Below are 20,298 nucleotides of genomic sequence, written 5' to 3' on the forward strand. Positions count from 1 at the left end.
GCATTTAACAAATCTGCTAATGCAAAAACGCCAGCACACGGGGCTGGCGTTTTAAGATTTAAAACTGAGTCACGGCTTACTGCAGATGACCGGCGTTATGTAGCTCACGCTCGTTCATTGGCGGTGGCGACCACTGGTACATCCAAGTCTCAGTCAATGGCTGACCATCTGCCTCTAAATAAACCCGCAAATTAATGGGTTCAAGGCTATCTTTCGATGGCACTAGGTCAAACATAGCGCGGTAACCATTGATCGCATGTTGCGGACGAGCCGATTCAATTTCCACACGACCTTGAGAGGTGGAGATTATCGCCTTAACCTGCGCATCTTTGCTCAACGTAGCTAAAGGACCACCAGCAAAATCAATGACAAAGCGTTTGCTATAGTACTTACGTTTCTGACCAACTACACCGCCTAAACCTGTGAAGGTATCCACAACACGGGCAAGGGGTGATTGCACCGGCGGAATACCGCCCCAGTACATGTTGTAGCTATAGAGTAACTCTTGACCAGGTTGAATTGGCTCTGCAGGGTTCCAGAAGGCCACGATATTGTCGAATGTTTCATCCAGTGTTGGGATTTCCACTAGCTGCACCGAACCTTTACCCCAGTTACCAGTTGGCTCAATCCATAAGCTTGGACGCTTCTCGTAGAACACACCATCATCTTGATAATGGTCGAAATTACGGTCACGCTGCATCAAACCAAAGCCCTTTGGATTTTCATCGCTGTAGGCATTGAATCTTAAGTTGCTTGGGTTACCCAGTGGACGCCAAATCCATTCACCGTTACCCGTGTGCATGGCGAGGCCGTCTGAATCATGGATCTCTTGACGCCAGTCATAACCAGTACGGCGGTCGTTCTCACCCACCATGTACATACTGGTGAGTGGCGCAACACCTAAACGTTCGATGGCTTTACGCGGGTAAATCGCCGCATCGACCTTCATTTTTAAACGCTCACCCGGCTCGATATCGAAACGATATGCCCCTGTTACACTTGGTGAATCTAACAAGGCATACACAGTCGCAATATTTGAACCTGGTTTAGGCTTCTCTAACCAGAAGTTAGTAAACATCGGGAATTCTTCTGGTTTTGGCATTGCAGTATCCACCGCCAGACCACGGGCAGACAGACCATATTGCATTTCCTGACCTACGGCGCGGAAATAGCTAGCACCTAAAAAGGCGACCACGTCACGCTGCCAGTCGGCGTTGAACTGCATTCTAAACCCTGCAAAGCCTAAATCTTTCGGTAACTGACTGCCCTTCACCTTCGACTTACCGTAATCGAACATTGAAGGAGAGTACTCAATCGGTTTCGCTTTACCATTTTCCAATTCGAACATATGGACGGGTGTATCGAAATACAAACCTAGGTGAAATAATTCGGCGCGAAACTTCGAATCATCTTCACGCCACATGGCGGCTTTTTTCTTAAAGTGGAATTGTTGGTAATCATCCCAGCTCATGCCCTGTAGGCTTTTTGGCAATTCGCCCTTATGGCTCACATAGGATTCGGTCGCAAGAGTGTGGGCATAACCTTTTAACCAAGCGTAGCTAAACTCTTCCTCTTGAGGTGCACTCGCTTTACCGGCGGCGCAAGCTGATAAGCTTAATAATACACTGCAAGTGAGTAGCACACTGCCCACCATCCGCTGTAAACGGCTGCGGGTAGATTGAGCATCGACCGCCGAGATCAGCATCGGCCCACGATTAACATTTGTTTGTTCAGAAAATAAATTGGGTTGCATAAGCAGACTCTGAATTGGTGTAACTTCCTGACACTTCTCTGCAAAAGTAAGCAATATTGCAGTGACTGCCCTGTGGAGAACTGTTGATGACAGTGATAACCATACCTCTATCTCCATCAGTTCGCCAGAATCTAACATAATTTCGACGCAATGGAATATGTCACAGTGACAATATTCAATACTGACGCTGGTTTATGAAAATAGTATTAAAAAGGGCTGCAAAATGCAGCCCTTAGCAGTCACAAAACCTATGAGGTTAAGAGTTTGTATCTAGCACTGTTTTGCGTTTGTTATGGGCAATAATCAAGGCCACTAAACACACCACACCAACTGCAATACCTACGGGTTGGCTCAGAGATTGAGGCAAGCCTAAACCAATGCCCGCAGTCATGATGTAAGAGATAGTTACACAGGTTCCGGCGATCGCTGGCAAACTCACAATCCAATGGAAGCTGCCTCTATCGAACAGATACTTAGTCGCCAACCACAGCACGCTTGTTGATAACAGCATGTTTGAGAAAGCGAAATAACGCCAGATCAAGGAGAAGTCGATCTTAGTCATAAAGTAAGCGATGGTCAGAATAGGCGCCGCCACCAGTAAACGGTTACGCATGCTCTGTGGGATGTTAAAGGCGTCGATAATGGTTAAACGCAGCGATCTGAACGCAGTATCACCTGAGGTAATAGGGAATACGGCTACCGCAATAATCGCCATCACACCGCCTAATACACCAAGATAGCTAGTTGCCACTTGGTTAACCACTAGGCCTGGACCACCTTGGTCGAGTAAGCTCTTAAGCTCTACATAACCACCAGGGAAGGCCGCAATACCCGCAGTCGCCCACACACAAGCAACAACACCTTCAGCAACCATAGCGCCATAGTAAACTGGGCGAACGTATTTCTCGTTGGTCAGGCAGCGCGCCATGATAGGTGCTTGAGTCGAGTGGAAACCACTAATAGCACCACAGGTAATAGTAACAAACAGCAATGGCCAAATCGGTAAACCGTCTGGGTTTGGCTCGAGCAACTCATTGTTGTAATGGCTGTGGTTGAAGTAAGCGAACACATCGCCCATTTCGGGTAACTGTGGTGCGCTGATAAGCAGAGCAACCGCAATAGACGTGGTCATTACAATCATCAACAGACCAAAGGCTGGGTACAGCTTAGTGATGATCTTATCGATTGGCAGCATAGTGGCTAAGAAGTAATAAGCCAAAATCACCAACACCCAGAAGGTGTTATTGCCAAAAATCGTATCTTTAAAATAGTCGAGGTTACTTAACAGTCCCGCAGGGCTCATGATGAACACCACGCCCACGAAAAACAGCAACATCGCAGTAAACAGCAGCATTACGCCTTTAAAATACACATTAAAGTAGTGACCGGCGATTTCTGGCAGGCTCTTACCATCTTCTTTGATGCTTAACACGCCAGAGAAATAGTCGTGTACCGCACCGCCGATAATGTTACCTAACACAATCCAGAGTAAGGCCACTGGACCATATAAAGCACCTAGGATAGGACCAAAAATCGGCCCAACACCGGCAACGTTTAAGAATTGGATCAAAAACGCTTTAGCTGGGTGAACAGGCACATAGTCCACACCATCTTCAAATCTTGCTTGGGGTGTTTGCGCTTTAGGATCAATCCCCGCCTGACGCTCAACAAACGGGCTATAAAACTTGTATGCCAGCACTAAGAGTGCAAGACATAAGAAGAAAATTAACATTATTTAATTATCCATACTTTAGTAGGAGGTGATTCAATGGAGAGTTTCATTGAGTTAGCCAATGAGGTCAAGCTATCGCATACTAGACTAAAGTCGGGTTGATATATCTAAATTTACGATAAAACTCACTTATCTAAATAGATTTCTTAAATAATGTGTCTGTTAAAATAAATCCAATCCTCTCGAAAAGTGTTTAAACCATTGGCCAGATAGTCTGTTTAAGCATCAACGCAGCACAAACTCGAACAATGGCGCTACGTCACCTTCCTCTTGAATTAAACAATCTGTCTTTACAAATCCGTGGCGCAGCAACACGCGCTGAGATGCGATGTTATGCTTCGCAACATGGGCAAAAAGCGGCCTTGAGGTCACTAAAGGTAAAAACGCGCTCAAAGTTAACGTCGCTACCCCACGCCCCCAAAATGCGCGGTCAATCCAGTAGCCAATCAGCGCCTGCCCATCCATATGCCAATGGCCGATATTGCCAACGAGCAAGCCATCAACTTCTATCACCCGTGCCAGCACCGATGCCTGCCCGAGGATATTTTGCTGCCAATGAAGGTAAAACGCCTCGCGATCCCGCGAGGGAAACTGTGCCAATTGAGATGCGATCGGATCCTGTTGCTGGGTGAAGATCAACTCTAGATCGTCTTGTCCTATGGGTCTCAATGTCACATTCGATACGCGTGTTTGCTTATCCATCCAAAATCCCTATTCAATATCGTCATCACTCGCGCCGACTAAAAAAATGGGCGCATAACCCAAGCAAAGGTTAGCGCCCTAAGAGGCAAAACAACATCATTAAAACTGACAAAATCACATTAAGGTGTAGATGGTTAACACAAATTCAACTAATAACTCTCGAACACTAACTGAAGATCACCGCAAACACGGGGGCGCCTAGCACCATAACAATCCCAATAAAAATCATAGTTAAACTGGCAATAACGCCCTCTTGCTGACCTAGCTCACTGGCTTTGGCGGCGCCCGCACCGTGGGCCGATGCGCCCAATGCCACGCCTTTACCTAAGGAAGTGCGAATATGCATCAGCTTGAACAGCGGCTCGCACACTAACATGCCGATAATTCCGGTGATAAGCACCATCATAGCGGTGAGTTCAGGTACACCGCCAAAGGCGCTTGTGGCCTCCATGGCAAAGGGGGTGGATACCGAGCGCACCAACAAACTCTTCGACAGCTCCGCTGGCAGCGGCACAAATTTCACTAATAGCCAGCTCGATATCATGCCGAGCAATAATCCCGCTATCACGCCAAGGGCAATCGTCAGCGGGTATTGGCGAATGAGTTTACGTTCCCGATAAATCGGCAAGGCAAAGGCAATCGTCGCAGGAGCTAACATCGCCATTAGCCAATGGGTGTATTCAAAATAAGTGGGCAGTGGAATATCGAGATTAAACACCAAGAGCGTTATCACCACAGGCGCGAGTACGATCGGCGCCAACCACCATACTCGATGGCGTTTATATAAACTTTTCGCCGCAAAGTAACAGAACAGCGTTAATAACAAGCTGATCAGCGCCAATCCCGTCTGCGAAAACAGCAACTCCGAAATAGCCGCAGGGCTTAAGTTAAGGCTCGACATTAGGCGGCCTTAGCATGACGGCGTGCATGCTTTTTGATATTGAGCTGACGCTCGAAGCGAAACACTCGGTCAACCACAAATCCCGTGCCCACCATCACGCACACACTACCCATCACTAAGGTGAAGAGGATATTCACCCCATATTGCTCAAACAGGCCTTCGTACTTAATCACAGAGATCACTGGCGGAATAAAAAACAGCAATAACTCACCGATAAGCCAAGCGGCACCAAGCTGTACTGCGTTTTCAGGGATTAACTTAGTCGCAAGTAAAATCAATAGGATACCTAAACCCAACACACTACCAGGTACAGGTAAATGCGCCCAAGTGGCGAACCAATGACAGGCGAAAGACAGTAAACAGAAGAGGCCTATTTGGATGAATAGTAAAGCCCCATGACGGCATCGACGTATTGCGGCTTGTAGGAAAGACATGCGGTTTCTCGATTTACACTAAAGTTGCTATAGGAATATTTTAGGCTTGCCTATTTTATAAAAAAAATGAATATTAAGAATGCAATCCATGAATTTTAAGAATGTATTATAGGGGCGAGAATGGATCTAAAAGTGCTGCGTTATTTTATCGAGATCATCGATGCCGGCGGTTTTGGTAAGGCCAGCGAAAAGATTCACCTCACCCAACCCGCACTCTCCAAGGCGCTGCGCCAATTAGAGGAAGAACTCGATCTCGTGCTACTCGAGCGCGGCAAACGTGGCACTCAGGTCAAACTCACACAAGCGGGAGAAGTGGTCTATCGCCATGGTAAAGAGCTACTCGCCGGGCGCCAACGCATGTTGGCCGAACTCAGTGCCCAGCGCAGTTTAACCGCAGGTGAATTAAAACTTGGTCTTGCGCCACTCGGCAGTGCTGAAATTTTTGCCCCGATTATTGCCAAATATCGCCAGCAATATCCGCAGATCGATATGCACCTACTCGTGCGCGGCGGAGTCGAGCAAACCTTAGCCATTCAAAAGGGCGAAATTGAACTGGCAACTGGGATTATCAATCTCGACGATGGCTACCACGGCATTCGGGTGTTTAACGATCCTATGGTGGTGGTACTGCCCAAGGAAAATCCCCTCACCTCGCGGCCAATCCTGTCAATCCACGACTTAATTGATGAGCCACAAGTGATGTTTGAGACCGAATATACCTTGTATCAACTGGTATTAACGGCTTGCCAACACGCGGGATTTACCCCTAAAAACATCACCCGAGTCAGTCAAGCCGACTTCGGTATCGCTCTCGTGGCGGCGGGTACGGGCGTGATGATACTGCCGCGATCTATCGCACGGCGTTACAGTGTGGCGGGGGTGGTCAATATTCCATTGGCGAGCGATGAACTGCGCTGGGAGTTATCGCTGTTTTGGCGCAAAGAACAAGTATTGTCCTTTGCGGCAAAGGCGATGATTGCGTTAGTAGAGAAACACTTAACGCAAAAGTAATGGCTACCAAGGCACCACCAAGCTAAAACGTACTAAGGTATCATTGTCCCAAGGCAGGATCGGCAAGTAGTTGGGAGAGTGCACATTCTCCTTGGCAAAGTGGTCTAGGTTATATTCAGTATGTTCCACATACAGTAACCACTGGCTGCCCTTCTCCCAATAATCGGTATCGTAACTCATGCTGAAGCGATATTGATTTTCAAGCCATTGATCACCGTCGTTCCAATTTTGCGCGGCAAAATTCATTTTTATTTTGGGCGTTAAATCAAAACCAAAGCTGCCCATAAAGGTATAAGCAAAATCGCCATTACCAAAATCGCCCCTATCGTAACCACGGGTACGGGGTACGTCGTCATCGATTTCTAAATAGTAATAGCCAGCACCCGCCTTTAACTGCGCCTGAGTTTCTTCGCCGCGATAATTGGCGGTTAATCCAGGAAATAACTTAGCTTGCTTTTCGACGGAACTCACAGTGTTACGTTTACCCTGTAAGTCCACCTGCCAACCGAAGAAGAAGCGAGGATCGATATGATAGAACTCACCCGAAGCCACATATTCCGACTTAAACCACACGGGAATATGGTCTGGGTCCAGATCGTCGGTATCAATATCGATAAACATATCCAGCATGGCAGACAGGTAAATATCCGATGCCGTGGTATGTTCAATCATGATGTTACCGTTAAACCCAAAGGTGTGTGAACTCTCCTGTTCCACAATAAAATCGTGTATCCCCATGGTGTAATGCCATTGGGTGGATTCTTCTGCACTGACTGAAGTTACTAAGCCTAAAAGCAGTGCCGCTGGTGCCAGAGTTAGGTATCTCACGTTTCGCTCCATAAATTGCTATTTGATCCTGCATTAAGATTAGATTAACTGTGCATAATTTAATGAAGTTTTTACAATTTTTGTTGGAAATCCTTCGTAGATGGCTATTTTAGCCTTAAAAATGAATAAAAAATGATACATCCAGCACAAGTGAAAACCCCAAATTGCTATTCACGGTCATCCTAAACAATTCACTAACGCTTTAAAAACGTATTGATATCAACCTCACTTAGCCTAATCGCCACATGTATTTAGATATAAATCACCCGCGACCTGTAATGAATTTTTAATCACATTAAAAGCATAATTATTGACACAACAGCGCCAAATCCCTATAGTCGTCACATTGTGAGTCATTCAAAAGAGAGTCTTAAATGAAAAAAACCATGTTATTAGGCGGCCTAGCCCTGACTGCCACCTTGTTGTTAGCTGGATGTGGAAAGAACAACGATGTTTTAGTGGTTGGAACCAATGCGGCTTTTCCGCCCTTTGAATACGTAGGTGGACAAAGTGGCGACGAAATCAAAGGCTTCGACATTGAGCTTGCCAAGCAAATCGCTAAAGATGCCGGCAAGACGCTCAAAGTCGAAAACATGAAATTCGATTCACTGATCGTTGCACTAAACTCTGGCAAGATTGATTTTATCGCCTCAGGCATGACTATCACCCCAGAGCGGCAGGCCAGCGTTAACTTTTCAGAGCCTTACTACGAAGCCACTCAAGTGCTGCTCGTCAATAAAGATAACGACACAATTCATACCCTTGATGATATTAAAGACAAACACTTTGCGGTGCAGCTCGGCTCAACCGCCGATATGATGTCTAAAAAATACACCCAAAATGTCACCGCTTTTAACACAGGCTTCGAAGCCATCATGGAGCTGAAGAATGGCAAAGTCGACTTAGTGTTATTCGACAGCGAGCCTGCGGCGAACTATCTGGCGAAAAACCCAGATCTCAAACTGATCAAGCTGGATTTCCCCCCTGAGTTTTATGGTTTTGCGGTGTCGAAGCAGCAGCCTGAACTCCTCACCAGCATTAACAACACGCTGAAAAGCTTGAAAGCAAGCGGCCAATATCAGGCACTCGTTTCAGCCCATATCAAGTGATCCCTATGTTAGAAGCAATCAATACTTCGCTGTTTAGCCCGATTGGCGACGACGGCATGATAGGCATACTGCTGATCTTAAATGGCTTAAAAGTCACCTTGATTGTGACATTCTTTGCCATGTTATTAGGCGCGGTATTAGGAATTGGCACCACATTGATGAAGATGTCATCTAAGTGGTATATCCGCTTCCCCGCCGAACTCTATGTTGGCGTTATCCGCGGCACGCCTGTAGTGGTGCAGTTAGTTATCCTTTACTTTATCGTGCTGGCAGCGCTCGATGTCGATAAAATTACCGCCGCCATTATCGCCTTTGGCTTAAACAGTGGCGCCTATATCTCTGAGATTATTCGCGCTGGTATTCAAGCCGTCGATAAAGGTCAAACCGAAGCTGCGCGCTCACTCGGTCTATCGCAAGCGATGACCATGAAGCTGATTATTCTGCCGCAGGCGATTAAGAATATTCTGCCCGCTTTAGGCAATGAGTTTATCGTGCTACTCAAAGAAACCGCTGTGATTGGCTTTATTGGCGGCGTGGATTTGATGCGTGCGGGTGAGATTATCCGTAGCCGAACCTTTGAAGACAGTATCCCACTCTTTACCTGTGCGCTGATTTACCTGTTCCTGACCTACAGCTTCACATTTATGCTGTCGAAATTTGAAAAGAGGTTGAAGCAAAGTGATTAACATAACCAACCTACACAAAAGTTACGGCGACAATGCAGTTCTTAAGGGCATTAACGAACATATTCACCAAGGCGAAGTGGTCAGTGTCATCGGCCCCAGCGGCAGCGGTAAAAGCACCTTTTTACGTTGCATCAACCTGTTAGAAAAACCCACCCAAGGGGATATTGAAATCGAAGGGCAATCCATTACCGCCAAGGATGCTTGTGTCGATAAATTGCGGCAAAAAGTGGGCATGGTGTTCCAAAACTTCAACCTATTCCCCCATAAAACTGTATTGCAAAACATTACTTTAGCACCGGTAAGTCTAAAGTTAATGACCCAAGCCGAAGCCGATAACAAGGCGCTGGCGCTGCTCACTCAAGTGGGATTACAGGATAAAGCCAATGCCTATCCTTCTAGTCTATCTGGTGGGCAAAAGCAAAGGGTTGCCATTGCCCGCGCGCTGGCGATGGAGCCAGATCTCATGCTATTCGATGAGCCCACCTCGGCACTCGACCCCGAAATGGTCGGCGATGTACTGGATGTGATGAAGGACTTAGCGCAAAAAGGCATGACCATGGTGATTGTGACCCATGAAATGGGCTTTGCGCGCGATGTTTCCGACCGGGTCATCTTTATGGATGGCGGCTATGTGGTGGAATCCAATGTCCCCGAGGAATTATTCACCCACCCAAAAGAAGCCAGAACCCAAAGCTTTTTAAGCAAAGTGCTGCGTTAATGCAAGTTTTGCATATTGATTAAGCTTTATCTTCCACGCCCATTGTTAATGTTAACAGTGGGCGTTTTATTCACTGTACTAAAGTCCCTCTAGAGTCATTTGTGAGTTTTTAGAGGTCGTCTGGACCTGCATCCAAAAACTGTGGGAGCTCATCATTTAAATGTAACCAGTTAACTTTGCTTTGACACCATATGTGGTACTGAGGCTCGACTTTTGAACTATCGTCTAGCGTACATATTGTGATATCTATAGTTTTTGGCTCAACTGTCGCCCTAAAAGTTATCTGTGAACCGCAATAACGACAGAACTCCCTCTGATATTTTTTACTTGAAGCATGTATAGCAGCATCACCACTTGTGTATACAAAATTAGCAAAGGGTATTGTTAACCAAGCAACCATGGGAGCGCCATTGGCTTTCTGACAAATTTTACAATGACAAAATCCAGCATCAATTGGAATTGCATCAATTGAATATCGTAATTTTCCGCACAAGCATCCGCCATCAAGCTTCATGATATATCTCGATTTAGTAGCGCCCAATAAGGTGTGAGGCATGCAATACAGATGCTACCGCATGCCACTTTAATCACTAAAGCCAACGCATAGTAAAAATGCCACGCGTGCCGAATCACTCTTAAATTGTTTGTTAGGCGGCACCCAATTGCGTCTGATATCAGACATCAATCCTTCCTGACGCGTCAATTTTCGGGTTCTTAAAACCCATGCAGAACCATGCCATCAAGAGCTTGGCGTAAAACATGACGCTGTGCGTTTTCAGATTGGGAATGTCACCAGGCAGACTTGAGCGATCGGGCAGATCGCCTGTCATTGTCCGTAATGCGACCTTTGGTTGTTCTTGTTCGGGCCAGAGATGAAGATAGATGCTCAACCAATGCGCTCCCTTCAACTCCATGAAGATTGGTGTATTACAGCATGTCGCCACGAAGCGGCGCGTGCCCGCATCGGCCGACAGTCGGAATTCACTAAAATACTCCGCGCCGGAGAGGATTCGGACACGATCTTTACGATACTCAGCACATGGCGTTGCGCTGTATGTAGTGAGAATGCTCCTTGCACCGGGAAGCGTAGCAAGCCGGTCGGCGGCAAGTCGGCAACTGGTGCATAAGCATTCCGACACGAGGATTGGCTCCCCTCGTAGTTCCAGCCGTGTTTGCCCGCAAGTACAGCCAATATTTATCGCGTCTTTCATGACAAGATCTCCTTCCTCCTACAGCCTAACCTTAACGGCATTACTGAGTGCTGTAGCAGTTCCCAAAATGTGTCGCCTAACGCCCCTGTAAGCGGCAAATAACTCTTGGTTAAAATTAGCAAGGTACGAGCGCAAGCCAAGTGTTATGCGTCTGCCCTTGATTGGCTTGTTATGCGTTTAAAAATCAGCAACCACAATATTGGCATTAATACTATCTCCAGTGCTACACCGACTGAACCAATATCTCCATATATGAATGTACTTGTGAAAAAACGCACTAGCCCCATAGGGTCGAATGGCAAGTAATTGATATTACCTTGGAATAGTATTGAACTTAAGATAACAATAGTAGCACTTGTCCAAAGCCTCCTAGGTTCATAGCAGAAGACAAGATAAGCAGGAATTAGAGCAGCGATGCCAATTCCAACAAAATTTTGTGATATGTGGTAGAGATGAAAGTTTTCTGAAGGGTAAAACCACCAAAATATTTTTCCCGCCGCTGCAATACCTATTGCAGAGATTGTCAACGCATAATAACTGGCAGCGATGCAAAGGCTGAATAAAAATAGCTTTACGTGATTCATGCTCGGTCTTCCCTGAACGTATAACGCCTTGCTTGTTAATTTGCACCCAAAACTTATCAGCTTTCTATCAAATACACCATCTGGAAAAACGCACATGCGCGTTTTTCAAACCTATTATCTAACCGTTACGACTTATACCTCGCTGATTTTAAATAACTTTAAATTATGTATTTGGTCTATCGCGTACGGGTATTGTTCTGAACGCTCTCAAAAACAAGCGTTTTAAGATATGACTGTATACCTATCCAGATTTGGACTGTTATGGCGAAGCCCTAAAAGTGAGGGCTAATAGATGAGATTTTGTAGAGTAACTCGTTAGTAAGCTCCCACATGAACAAACGAGTGCTAGCAAGCTTTATGGCAAAAAGCTTTTAGTCGGATGAACAGTTCAATAGTCGTTAACATTGGCATTGTTGCAACTGTGACCGTTGCCGGCATGGCCGCTCTTTCACATATGACCCATAGGGATTTGGGAAATGCCACTATGATGTTGGGAACATCATTGGCCATGTGAACGCCGCATTTACACTTCCATTTGTTGCAGATACCGCCGTCGAGCCTATACGGACATCTCTTGTTGATTAAATCGACAGCATGTCACTGGAGAAACAATGGCAATGTATCCAGCCCAATATACAATTCAATTTCCTTGCTTTGAGGCAAAAAAGCTTCGCTTCAATAAAGCCGCTTTAGGCTGCACAATTTTCAGCGTTAACAGGCACTCAATTTCAAAAATATTTTGAAACTGATAGCCGTTTTGATCACATTGTTTTTTGCCTAAACCTGCTTAAAATGCTGGGGTTGAATTTGTATTCCCAGATGATTTGGAGCCGTTACATGAGTGATTTAAGTTTTCTCGCTAAAAAGCGTTACACCACTAAGGCCTTTGATCCAACAAAGACGATTCCTGCCGACAAGATTGCCGAGATCAAGACCTTACTGCAGTTCAGCCCATCATCGACCAACTCGCAGCCTTGGCACTTTGTATTAGCTGGCACGGCGGAAGGTAAAGCCTTGATCGCACAAGCGACCGAGAACTATGCCTTCAATACCCAAAAAATTCTCAATGCTTCCCATGTAGTCGTGCTCTGTACGCGCACTCAACTCGATGAAGCCCATTTGCTGCAAGTGCTAGAGCAAGAAGCCAAAGATGGCCGTTTTGCCAATGAAGAAGCCAAGCAAGCTCAGCACAATGGCCGTTCTTTCTTTGCCAATATGCACAAGATTGAATTAAAAGACGCGCAGCACTGGATGGAAAAACAAGTGTATTTAGCACTGGGTACCCTGATGTTAGGTGCGAGCGTACTCGATATTGATGCTTGTCCAATCGAAGGTTTTGATGCGACTAAACTCAACCAAGTCTTAGGCCTGCGCGAAAAAGGCCTGTGCGCCTCTGTGGTGGTAGCTTTGGGTTACCGCTCCGAAGAAGACTTTAATGCCAAGTTACCTAAGTCGCGTTTAGCACAAGAAGTTATCTTTACCGAAATCTAAGTCGTTAGGCCTTAGTCAATCTAAGCAACAGACGATAAATGCCCTTGCCTTACCTAAGTAAGCAAGGGTATTTTTATTCCCCCACTCCAACACATAAACAACAGCTAAAACCAACCAAAGTCGGAGTGACCAGAGCGTAAATTGCTCTAGAATCCTTCTTTGCCTACACTTTTCCTCTATGGCATAGTGTATTCCAAGCTCAGTAATTACTCGTCGCCAAAATAAGATAAAAGCATTTAAAATCTTGTAGATAGCGCAAGGTTACTTTTAATCACACTCGCTTGATAACAACTTAGGATGGGACAGTCAGTATGCTACTCGCTAAACCTTCACTCAGTGCAGAAGCTCAATCGGCAACGCTCTCGACCACTAAGGGCGATAACCCGTTAATCTGGCCCGTGTTATCCGTGTTACAAGCCTCTAATCAAAGCTGGAAAATCCATCATCTCGCCACCGAACTGCAAAATCGCGGGCTAATCCATCCGTTAGATGAAAACCCAGGTAATGATTTATTTAAGCGTAATTTTTTACTGATGAACGCCCTGTTCGAACTGCAAGAGATTCTGCTGCCCAAGCAATGGCTGCAAGTCAAAGCCATGGAGATCCAAATTTTCCGTCTGGTGCCATCTAACGTTAACCTATTGATAATGGAGGATACTTCTCTAAGGGAATACTATCTTGATTGGAATAACTACGACACCAGTGAAAACGTAGTACGCGAATTATTAGAGGCCTTCTGGAGCAGTTATAAGAGCTATATTGGTCTGAATGTGAATTTGATGCACAAGGGCCATGCGCTGAGGGTATTTGAGTTAGACGAGAGCGCAACACCCAGGGACATCCGCAAACAATGGCGCCGATTAGCACTTAAATGGCATCCAGATAGACCAGAGGGCGATGCCGCGCGTTTCCGTGAAGTCTGTGAGGCTTGGCAATCATTGCGGGATATTGCTTAAGTTTTCCCTTTTATAACTGTGATCCCCTTTGCACTCTGGCAAAGTTCTCGGCGTAAACTCCCGCGGGATCACAGATTTAGTCCAATATCTTCCGGCTATTTCAGCGATAATTAAGCATCCCAAACTAACCTAAAACCATATACACGCTGGTATAACGCGAGCGTAACTTCTAGACTGAAATCACCTTAGCCACTTAGGTAGGCTCTGCACATGCAATCGATGCGGTGAATTCACTCTAACCGACTTTGAGGGTTCTATGATCAAACCAATCGCCTTGGCTGTCGCCTTAATCGTTGCACCATTTAGCACCTTTGCCGCCAACTATGTTGAAGGCACGCACTACACTCAAATTTCAGACAAAGCACCGAGCAGTGAGCCAAAACTGACCGAGTTTTTCTCCTTCTACTGCCATAACTGCTTCAATATGGAAACCAACTATCTGCCCGATATCAAAGCTAATCTAAACAAAGACATCGCATTTGATACTAAGCATGTCGACTTTATGAACAGCGACATTGGCACTGAAGTCATGCGCTCACTGGCTGTGATCCATGAGTTAGATAATAAAGACGCCATCACCCATGCAATGTTTACCGCAATTCAAGGGGAAGCTGGTGCTAACGGCCACGACCACAGTGCGCCAGGCCACAAGCATGAGCCACAAATCAACAGCCGTGACGACATTAAACAAGTCTTCGCTAAGTTTGGTATCGATGCAGCCCAGTACGACAAACTGGCCGACAGTAAGAGCACGGATGAAAAGCTGGCCCTATGGCGTGCCCAGCAGAACCAATACCGCGTAGAGAGTGTTCCAGCCTTTATCGTTAACGATAAATATGCGGTTAACTTAAGCAGTATCAGAACCTTGGATGAATTAATTGGCCTGATTAACTACCTAGCAGTTGAAAAAGATGCCCAAGCACCTAAGAGTTCTGGCGGCAGCTTAAACTGGTTATTCTTAGCCTTTGCAGCAGCTATCGCCCTTGGTCGTCAAAAGCGTTTGAGCTAAGACTCGATTGACGAGCAACCAATAAAAAACCAGCATTTTTGCTGGTTTTTTATTGTGTGTTGATTACCAGATTAACGACTATGGGAAGTTACGCTCGGCAACCCCTTTCGCCGTAACAGTCACCCCTGTTTCTGCTGCGTGAATAAAGAAAGGCGCTTCCACATCATCGAGATTATTGCTGACATCCGGATCATCATTTTGCGCTAAGCAGGTATAACCTAAGTTGTAATCCCCCGCGACCACAAAGCCAAATTCATAATCGTGGCCGATGACTTGGCCGTTTGTATCTGTAACATCATTCACCCGAGCAGCAGCAATAGGTGCAATTTCAGTGGCCGTGTCGGCTTCGGTTCTGAAATCCTTCATCTGCTCAAGTGTAGTATTGGCAGGATACAAATAAACCGCTGGCGAAAATTCAGAGCCACCCGCAGCGACTTCACAACCTTCCATCACGGTCGCGCCCACAGTGCCTTTAATCGCGCCCACTTCGGACTGATTAAATAATTGCACTGAAGTCGGTTTCAGCGTCCAGTAATCTTTGTTGCCATGGGGATCCTGTAGACCTTGGCTTAAATCAAACTCGGCGACAAAGCTGTTTACACCCGCCGCAATGGTGAATTTTTTATTGAAAAACAATCGGCCCGTATCACTTTCATCTGCACCTACACCACCGCATGAACCATTGCTGTTGGTCGTTAGGCCATAGAGAGTGTCATCAAAGGTTTGTACGTGGGAGCTTTCACTATTCGCCACTGTACTGTTTTTCATATAGAGACACATTTGGTACTCACCCACGGGGATAGATTGGCCGCTTACCAGCGTCTCTACCGCACTGCCTTGAAACTCCAATAAGTCGACAAACTTGAGTTCACCATTTGGCGCAACATTGAATGAATAGCTACCCGTATCGTTCTTCAGCACGACTTGCCTAAATGCGATAGTGACCGATTTCGCATCGGCTGGATTGTCTGAAACACCTAGGCTAAAGGTCGCCATTTGAATGGCAGGTTCGTCAGAATCAGAGCCTCCGCAACCAAACAGCAACCCCGTCAACGCTATCGCTAGAGCACTTTTTTGAATATTCATAGGATACCTTCATTAGTTTTCCAAAAAATTCTCAACATTGTCATACCTCAATCCTTGAGCACACCTCAATAAAGCCACAGAGTGACAAAATCGGCTCAAACGGGCTGAGTAGGCATGTAGAGATAAGTCTAGGGTTGAGTGTGCCGCTTGTCGATGAACGTACGCTGAACGGTGAAAATCCGTGAGTGAGAAAACCTATCGATAAAGGCGCAGAAAGAGGCCAAATCCTTAACAAGAACTGGCCATGATAAAACGCTATTGGCGAATAAATTCAATAATATGTGTTGCCGCAAGTACCAAATGAACGACTAAAAAACCGATAAAAAAATCGGCACAGACTTGATGATAACCACGCCATGTCATCGCCAGCGGGGTGCCTTGATAGATAAACCATATCGCGCCCGTCACGCCCGTCGCGACCAGCAGCAACATGCCAATACCTTCGACCGTACTGAACAAGCCTTTGCCACCGGCGACTGGCAATTTTCCCTTAAACAGTCCTTTAATGTCCTGCGTGAGTTGCCCCCAATCCCCCACCAGCCAAGCAAAGTATTGATGCCATTTTCCTTGCAGACTGTTGCGCAGTACAAATAATATTCCCAATGCGGCAGCAATTAGCCCAAGGTAAACATGCAGATAATCCCAGGCGCTGGCATTGGTGCGCAGGCTTCTACCGATAAAAATCCATGGACTGGTGCAGACGAGTATGCTCGCAGACAGCACTATCCAAAGGTGCAAACGCGCCAACACAAAATCGAATATCTGGGTTACTTTTGCCGACATATTGGGTTTCCCCTTAAGAGCTAAGCTGTTAGCGACTGACTCGCTCAGGCTTGGTGGATCTGCAGGCCAAATTCATTCACTTTTTGCCAATCGGTGTATTCCACATTGGTGACAGGATCCGTAGGACCTTTAGTTAACCACATGATAAAACGGATAATATTTCTATCTAACGCATTATAACCTTGGTAATTCAGATTGCCGCCAAACACTTGTAACAGCATTGGGCGCCAAGTGGTTTTGCTTAAAAACGCCTGCATGTAGGGATTGGTTTCTGGGGTGTTTTTCTCGGGTTTACGGGCAACGAGACTCACAGAGAAAAAGCCGCTCACCTTTTGCGAGAGGATCTTTTGATGCTTTTGGATAAATTCGTACAACGCAGGATTATGTTTTCCATGACGAATACTGGCGCCAATAATGATCTTATCGAAGGATTCCATCGCAGGAACAGCCTTAATATCCGCAATCACCACAGAGTTACCCAACTCCTTGAGTTGCTGCGCCAATTGGTTGGTAATTTTGCGAGTTTGACCATGAACACTAGAGAAGATGATCAGAATTTTTTTCACTTAAGCCTCGATTATCTCAACAAAAATAAGAAAAAGCGGCCAGAAGAAAAACAAAGAACGGCGGCTTTATGTTGACCTAAACAAACGAATACTTTCAGCTCCTATGACTCATTCAACCACTGCGATAATCAAACACCTGAAGAGTCGCTTCTATGATGCACGAGTCAAATAGAGGCCGTTTAGGTTTACCACGCAAAAAGCAAACTGCCTATTACGATATTGCATACTAGGTGATTTAGTCACCTATTTACATGAAATAGATCACGGGCTTAGCGCCAAATGTACGCTGGATATACGGTAATTCTAGCTTGCTCACAAAAATAAATATCTTCGACCTTGGGAGCAAAATGTTACAAAATCAGCAATTGATGTTATTTCTTATCGCTAGCGAATAAAAGGCAAAAGCATTAGCATTTGTTCACTTATCGCCTGAGTATCCACCCATGAAAACACCCCAAACCGCCAATCCCAAAGCACTACTGCTGTGGATGACCTTTGTTATGTCGCTCGTCTTCGCCGTCTGGCAAGCCCTACTCAATAACTTTGTGATTGAAAAAGCACAATTCACCGGCGCCGAAATCGGCATGCTGCAAAGCCTGAGGGAAATTCCCGGTTTCTTGGCTTTTACTGCCATTTTTGTGTTGCTGTTAGTGCGCGAACAAGCGTTCGCCCTGCTGTCACTAGCCTTGTTATGCATTGGGGTAGCAATTACAGGCTTTTTCCCTCAGGTGCTGGGTTTATACCTCACCACAGTCCTGATGTCGGTTGGATTCCATTATTTTGAAACCATTAACCAATCCCTCACCCTGCAATGGGTCGATAAACAAGACACTGCGGCATTTATGGGTAAAGCGCTGGCATGGCGCTCAGCGGCGGCATTAGTGGGTTATGGCAGTATTTGGATAGTCATGACTTGGCTAAAGCTAGATTATTGGCATATGTATTTGATTATTGGTGTATTAGGCCTGCTGATGGTGATCAGTATGAGCCTGTATTACCCACAGTTTGAAACCCATGAAGTACAACATAAAAAGGTGATCCTGCGAAAACGCTATTGGCTCTATTACCTGCTAACTTTCTTCTCTGGCGCCCGCCGGCAGATTTTTATGGTGTTTGCCGGCTTTATGATGGTCGAGAAATTCGGCTACAGTGTCAGTGAAATCACCGCCCTGTTCCTAATCAACTATGTGGTTAACCTAGTATTCGCCCCTGCAATTGGCCGCTTTATCGGGCGTATTGGCGAGCGTAATGCCCTCACAGTGGAATACATTGGACTGTTTTTTGTGTTTGTCAGTTATGCGCTTGTCGAACAACCCCATATGGCTGCCGCGCTCTATGTCATTGACCATTTGCTGTTTGCGATGGCGATTGCCATGAAGACCTATTTTCAAAAGATTGCCGACAGCAAAGATATTGCGGCAACCATGTCGGTGAGCTTTACCATTAACCATATCGCGGCGGTGATTATCCCCGTACTCCTAGGGCTATTGTGGCTAAGCGATCCCGCACTCGTCTTCTATATTGGCGCCGGATTTGCGGTCTGTTCCTTGGTGTTAGCCCTCAATGTTCCACGCCATCCATCACCCGGTAATGAAACGTATTGGGCTTGGCCTGCTAAACCCATAGAAAAACCGACCCTAGACAGTTAAAAAACTAAACGCTACGCAATAAAAACAATCCCTGCAGAGACTTAAGGATTGCAATCGACTAAGCTGGAAGCATTTCGCGGGAGTTAACTTTCAATCCCGCGATACTAACAACACAACTAGGTGAGACAGGATTAAAGTATGAAGGATTCAGATATTTTAATGCTTGCGGATGAAGCGACTCCCGCTGCCGAGGTCTCTGCCCGTAAAAAGGCTCTGTCACTGGGTCGCCAACTTGGGCTAGCCAGTGAGCAAGAATATCGTCCCGCCAACGCCTCAATTGCCGAACGCGCTCAGTACAGAGAGCGTAAACTCGCCAGCCAATATCAGTCCAATGTCGAAACCATTTTCGCCCTCGCTTTGAGTTACACTCCATCGGATGTCACTGGCGTCGATCTGGATCCTGACTGGAGTCATCAATTTTTCTTGATGGCAGAGCAAATCCACAACCGAAAAATGCAGGATCTGTGGGCGCGCATCCTCTCCAGTGAAATCATCAATCCGGGTAACTTTAGCCTGCGCACCTTAGCGCTGCTCAAACAACTCACCCACAGAGAAGCACAAATCCTCGAAAAGGCCCTAGGTATGGCGGCCAAAGTGAATAATGAGCAGCGCTAAAAACTGATCAGTGGCTATCGACTCACGGGCGGGCTCGGCCAATATTTTCGTAAGAATACCAGTATTACTTTGGGCTTATCCCAATTTGGTCTGCCCTACTCTAGCATTCTTACCCTAGTCGATGCGGGGATCCTCCACAGCAGTGAGTTTGAAACCGGTTTACTCAATAGTAAAACCCCCATCCAACTCACTATGCCCGGCATTCAAATGAAGCTCACACCTAAGAGTGGCAACTTACTCTTTAGTTACTATCGACTAACACCCATTGGTGATGAGCTGGCGCAACTTGTGTTACCTAAACAGGACCAAGAATACCTTAAGGCGCTGCAGGCGATATTCGCGAAGGATTTCAAAATCGAGTAATGGCTTAAAAAGACTTATATGTCTGACCACAAAAATATTTTCTTGAATAAAGCCTAGCTGTCGCAAATACTTTGAGTATAAAAATTGCTCACATCTAGGCTGGGTTGATAA

General features: G+C 46.0%; 20 protein-coding genes and 1 pseudogene. 9 read left to right on the top strand and 12 right to left on the bottom strand.

The genetic code is table 11. The features are described 5' to 3' along the window. Positions 1 to 76 precede the first annotated feature (76 nt). From ACK5NH_RS05860 to ACK5NH_RS05880, 5 genes are all read right to left on the bottom strand, one after another. Complete coding sequence (locus ACK5NH_RS05860; RefSeq protein WP_416918265.1) at positions 77 to 1,753, bottom strand: glucan biosynthesis protein; 1,677 nt, start codon at positions 1,751 to 1,753, stop codon at positions 77 to 79. A 256-nt stretch (positions 1,754 to 2,009) separates the two neighbouring features. After that, positions 2,010 to 3,485, bottom strand: coding sequence for a carbon starvation protein A (locus ACK5NH_RS05865; RefSeq protein WP_416918267.1), 1,476 nt, complete (start codon positions 3,483 to 3,485; stop codon positions 2,010 to 2,012). A gap of 225 nt (positions 3,486 to 3,710) precedes the next feature. Next, the gene (locus tag ACK5NH_RS05870) at positions 3,711 to 4,187 is read right to left on the bottom strand and encodes a GNAT family N-acetyltransferase (protein WP_416918269.1); all 477 of its coding nucleotides are present in this window, start codon (positions 4,185 to 4,187) and stop codon (positions 3,711 to 3,713) included. Positions 4,188 to 4,353: 166 nt separating this feature from the next. Then, complete coding sequence (locus ACK5NH_RS05875) at positions 4,354 to 5,088, bottom strand: LrgB family protein (RefSeq protein ID WP_416918271.1); 735 nt, start codon at positions 5,086 to 5,088, stop codon at positions 4,354 to 4,356. Beyond that, complete coding sequence (locus tag ACK5NH_RS05880; protein WP_416918273.1) at positions 5,088 to 5,522, bottom strand: CidA/LrgA family protein; 435 nt, start codon at positions 5,520 to 5,522, stop codon at positions 5,088 to 5,090. Before ACK5NH_RS05880 ends, ACK5NH_RS05875 begins: the two co-directional genes overlap by 1 nt. A gap of 120 nt (positions 5,523 to 5,642) precedes the next feature. Here ACK5NH_RS05880 and ACK5NH_RS05885 point away from each other — a divergent pair, with 120 nt between their 5' ends. Beyond that, on the top strand, positions 5,643 to 6,533 hold the full coding sequence (locus tag ACK5NH_RS05885; RefSeq protein ID WP_416918275.1) for a LysR substrate-binding domain-containing protein: 891 nt from the start codon (positions 5,643 to 5,645) through the stop codon (positions 6,531 to 6,533). Between the two features lie 3 nt (positions 6,534 to 6,536). Here ACK5NH_RS05885 and ACK5NH_RS05890 read toward each other — a convergent pair whose 3' ends face one another. Beyond that, entirely contained in the window at positions 6,537 to 7,361 is an 825-nt protein-coding gene (locus ACK5NH_RS05890) for a hypothetical protein (protein ID WP_416918277.1), read from the bottom strand. A gap of 374 nt (positions 7,362 to 7,735) precedes the next feature. Between ACK5NH_RS05890 and ACK5NH_RS05895 the strand changes: the two genes are divergently transcribed. The 3 genes from ACK5NH_RS05895 to ACK5NH_RS05905 are packed head-to-tail and all read left to right on the top strand — an operon-like array spanning position 7,736 to position 9,874. Beyond that, entirely contained in the window at positions 7,736 to 8,470 is a 735-nt protein-coding gene (locus ACK5NH_RS05895) for a basic amino acid ABC transporter substrate-binding protein (protein WP_416918279.1), read from the top strand. A gap of 5 nt (positions 8,471 to 8,475) precedes the next feature. Beyond that, on the top strand, positions 8,476 to 9,156 hold the full coding sequence (locus ACK5NH_RS05900; RefSeq protein ID WP_416918281.1) for an amino acid ABC transporter permease: 681 nt from the start codon (positions 8,476 to 8,478) through the stop codon (positions 9,154 to 9,156). Further along, a complete protein-coding gene (locus ACK5NH_RS05905) occupies positions 9,149 to 9,874 on the top strand; it encodes an amino acid ABC transporter ATP-binding protein (protein ID WP_416918283.1) in 726 nt (241 codons plus the stop codon). The genes ACK5NH_RS05900 and ACK5NH_RS05905 overlap by 8 nt, the downstream gene beginning before the upstream one ends. Before the next feature lie 109 nt (positions 9,875 to 9,983). Here ACK5NH_RS05905 and ACK5NH_RS05910 read toward each other — a convergent pair whose 3' ends face one another. The 3 genes from ACK5NH_RS05910 to ACK5NH_RS05920 form a co-directional block, all read right to left on the bottom strand. Further along, positions 9,984 to 10,430, bottom strand: a complete 447-nt coding sequence (locus ACK5NH_RS05910; protein WP_416918285.1) for a GFA family protein — start codon at positions 10,428 to 10,430, stop codon at positions 9,984 to 9,986. A gap of 118 nt (positions 10,431 to 10,548) precedes the next feature. Continuing rightward, positions 10,549 to 11,085 (bottom strand): GFA family protein, encoded by a 537-nt coding sequence (locus tag ACK5NH_RS05915; protein WP_416918287.1) that lies wholly within the window; start codon positions 11,083 to 11,085, stop codon positions 10,549 to 10,551. A gap of 143 nt (positions 11,086 to 11,228) precedes the next feature. Further along, a complete protein-coding gene (locus ACK5NH_RS05920) occupies positions 11,229 to 11,669 on the bottom strand; it encodes a hypothetical protein (RefSeq protein WP_416918289.1) in 441 nt (146 codons plus the stop codon). A gap of 837 nt (positions 11,670 to 12,506) precedes the next feature. Between ACK5NH_RS05920 and nfsB the strand changes: the two genes are divergently transcribed. The 3 genes from nfsB to ACK5NH_RS05935 all read left to right on the top strand — a co-directional run bounded on the left by nfsB (position 12,507) and on the right by ACK5NH_RS05935 (position 15,125). Continuing rightward, entirely contained in the window at positions 12,507 to 13,160 is a 654-nt protein-coding gene (gene nfsB / locus ACK5NH_RS05925) for an oxygen-insensitive NAD(P)H nitroreductase (RefSeq protein ID WP_416918291.1), read from the top strand. A gap of 311 nt (positions 13,161 to 13,471) precedes the next feature. Then, positions 13,472 to 14,116 carry a DNA-J related domain-containing protein gene (locus ACK5NH_RS05930; protein ID WP_416918293.1) on the top strand — a complete coding sequence of 215 codons (645 nt, stop codon included), beginning with the start codon at positions 13,472 to 13,474 and terminating at the stop codon, positions 14,114 to 14,116. 256 nt (positions 14,117 to 14,372) lie between these two features. Further along, positions 14,373 to 15,125: a thiol:disulfide interchange protein DsbA/DsbL gene (locus tag ACK5NH_RS05935; RefSeq protein ID WP_416918295.1), complete on the top strand. Its 753-nt coding sequence runs from the start codon at positions 14,373 to 14,375 to the stop codon at positions 15,123 to 15,125. Between the two features lie 78 nt (positions 15,126 to 15,203). Here the strand turns inward: ACK5NH_RS05935 and ACK5NH_RS05940 are convergent, their stop codons facing one another. The 3 genes from ACK5NH_RS05940 to hemG all read right to left on the bottom strand — a co-directional run bounded on the left by ACK5NH_RS05940 (position 15,204) and on the right by hemG (position 17,560). Continuing rightward, the gene (locus ACK5NH_RS05940) at positions 15,204 to 16,211 is read right to left on the bottom strand and encodes a DUF4382 domain-containing protein (protein ID WP_416918297.1); all 1,008 of its coding nucleotides are present in this window, start codon (positions 16,209 to 16,211) and stop codon (positions 15,204 to 15,206) included. A 255-nt stretch (positions 16,212 to 16,466) separates the two neighbouring features. Continuing rightward, complete coding sequence (locus tag ACK5NH_RS05945) at positions 16,467 to 16,994, bottom strand: cytochrome b/b6 domain-containing protein (RefSeq protein WP_416918299.1); 528 nt, start codon at positions 16,992 to 16,994, stop codon at positions 16,467 to 16,469. A 44-nt stretch (positions 16,995 to 17,038) separates the two neighbouring features. Next, positions 17,039 to 17,560, bottom strand: coding sequence for a menaquinone-dependent protoporphyrinogen IX dehydrogenase (hemG, locus tag ACK5NH_RS05950; protein WP_416918301.1), 522 nt, complete (start codon positions 17,558 to 17,560; stop codon positions 17,039 to 17,041). Between the two features lie 443 nt (positions 17,561 to 18,003). On the opposite strand from hemG, the gene ACK5NH_RS05955 reads away from it, so the two are divergent. Beyond that, positions 18,004 to 19,209, top strand: coding sequence for an MFS transporter (locus tag ACK5NH_RS05955; RefSeq protein ID WP_416918303.1), 1,206 nt, complete (start codon positions 18,004 to 18,006; stop codon positions 19,207 to 19,209). A gap of 138 nt (positions 19,210 to 19,347) precedes the next feature. After that, positions 19,348 to 20,187, top strand: a pseudogene (locus ACK5NH_RS05960) (TIGR03899 family protein). Positions 20,188 to 20,298: the final 111 nt, after the last annotated feature.

Source organism: Shewanella sp. (assembly GCF_047975355.1).
In the GTDB taxonomy this organism is placed as follows: domain Bacteria; phylum Pseudomonadota; class Gammaproteobacteria; order Enterobacterales; family Shewanellaceae; genus Shewanella.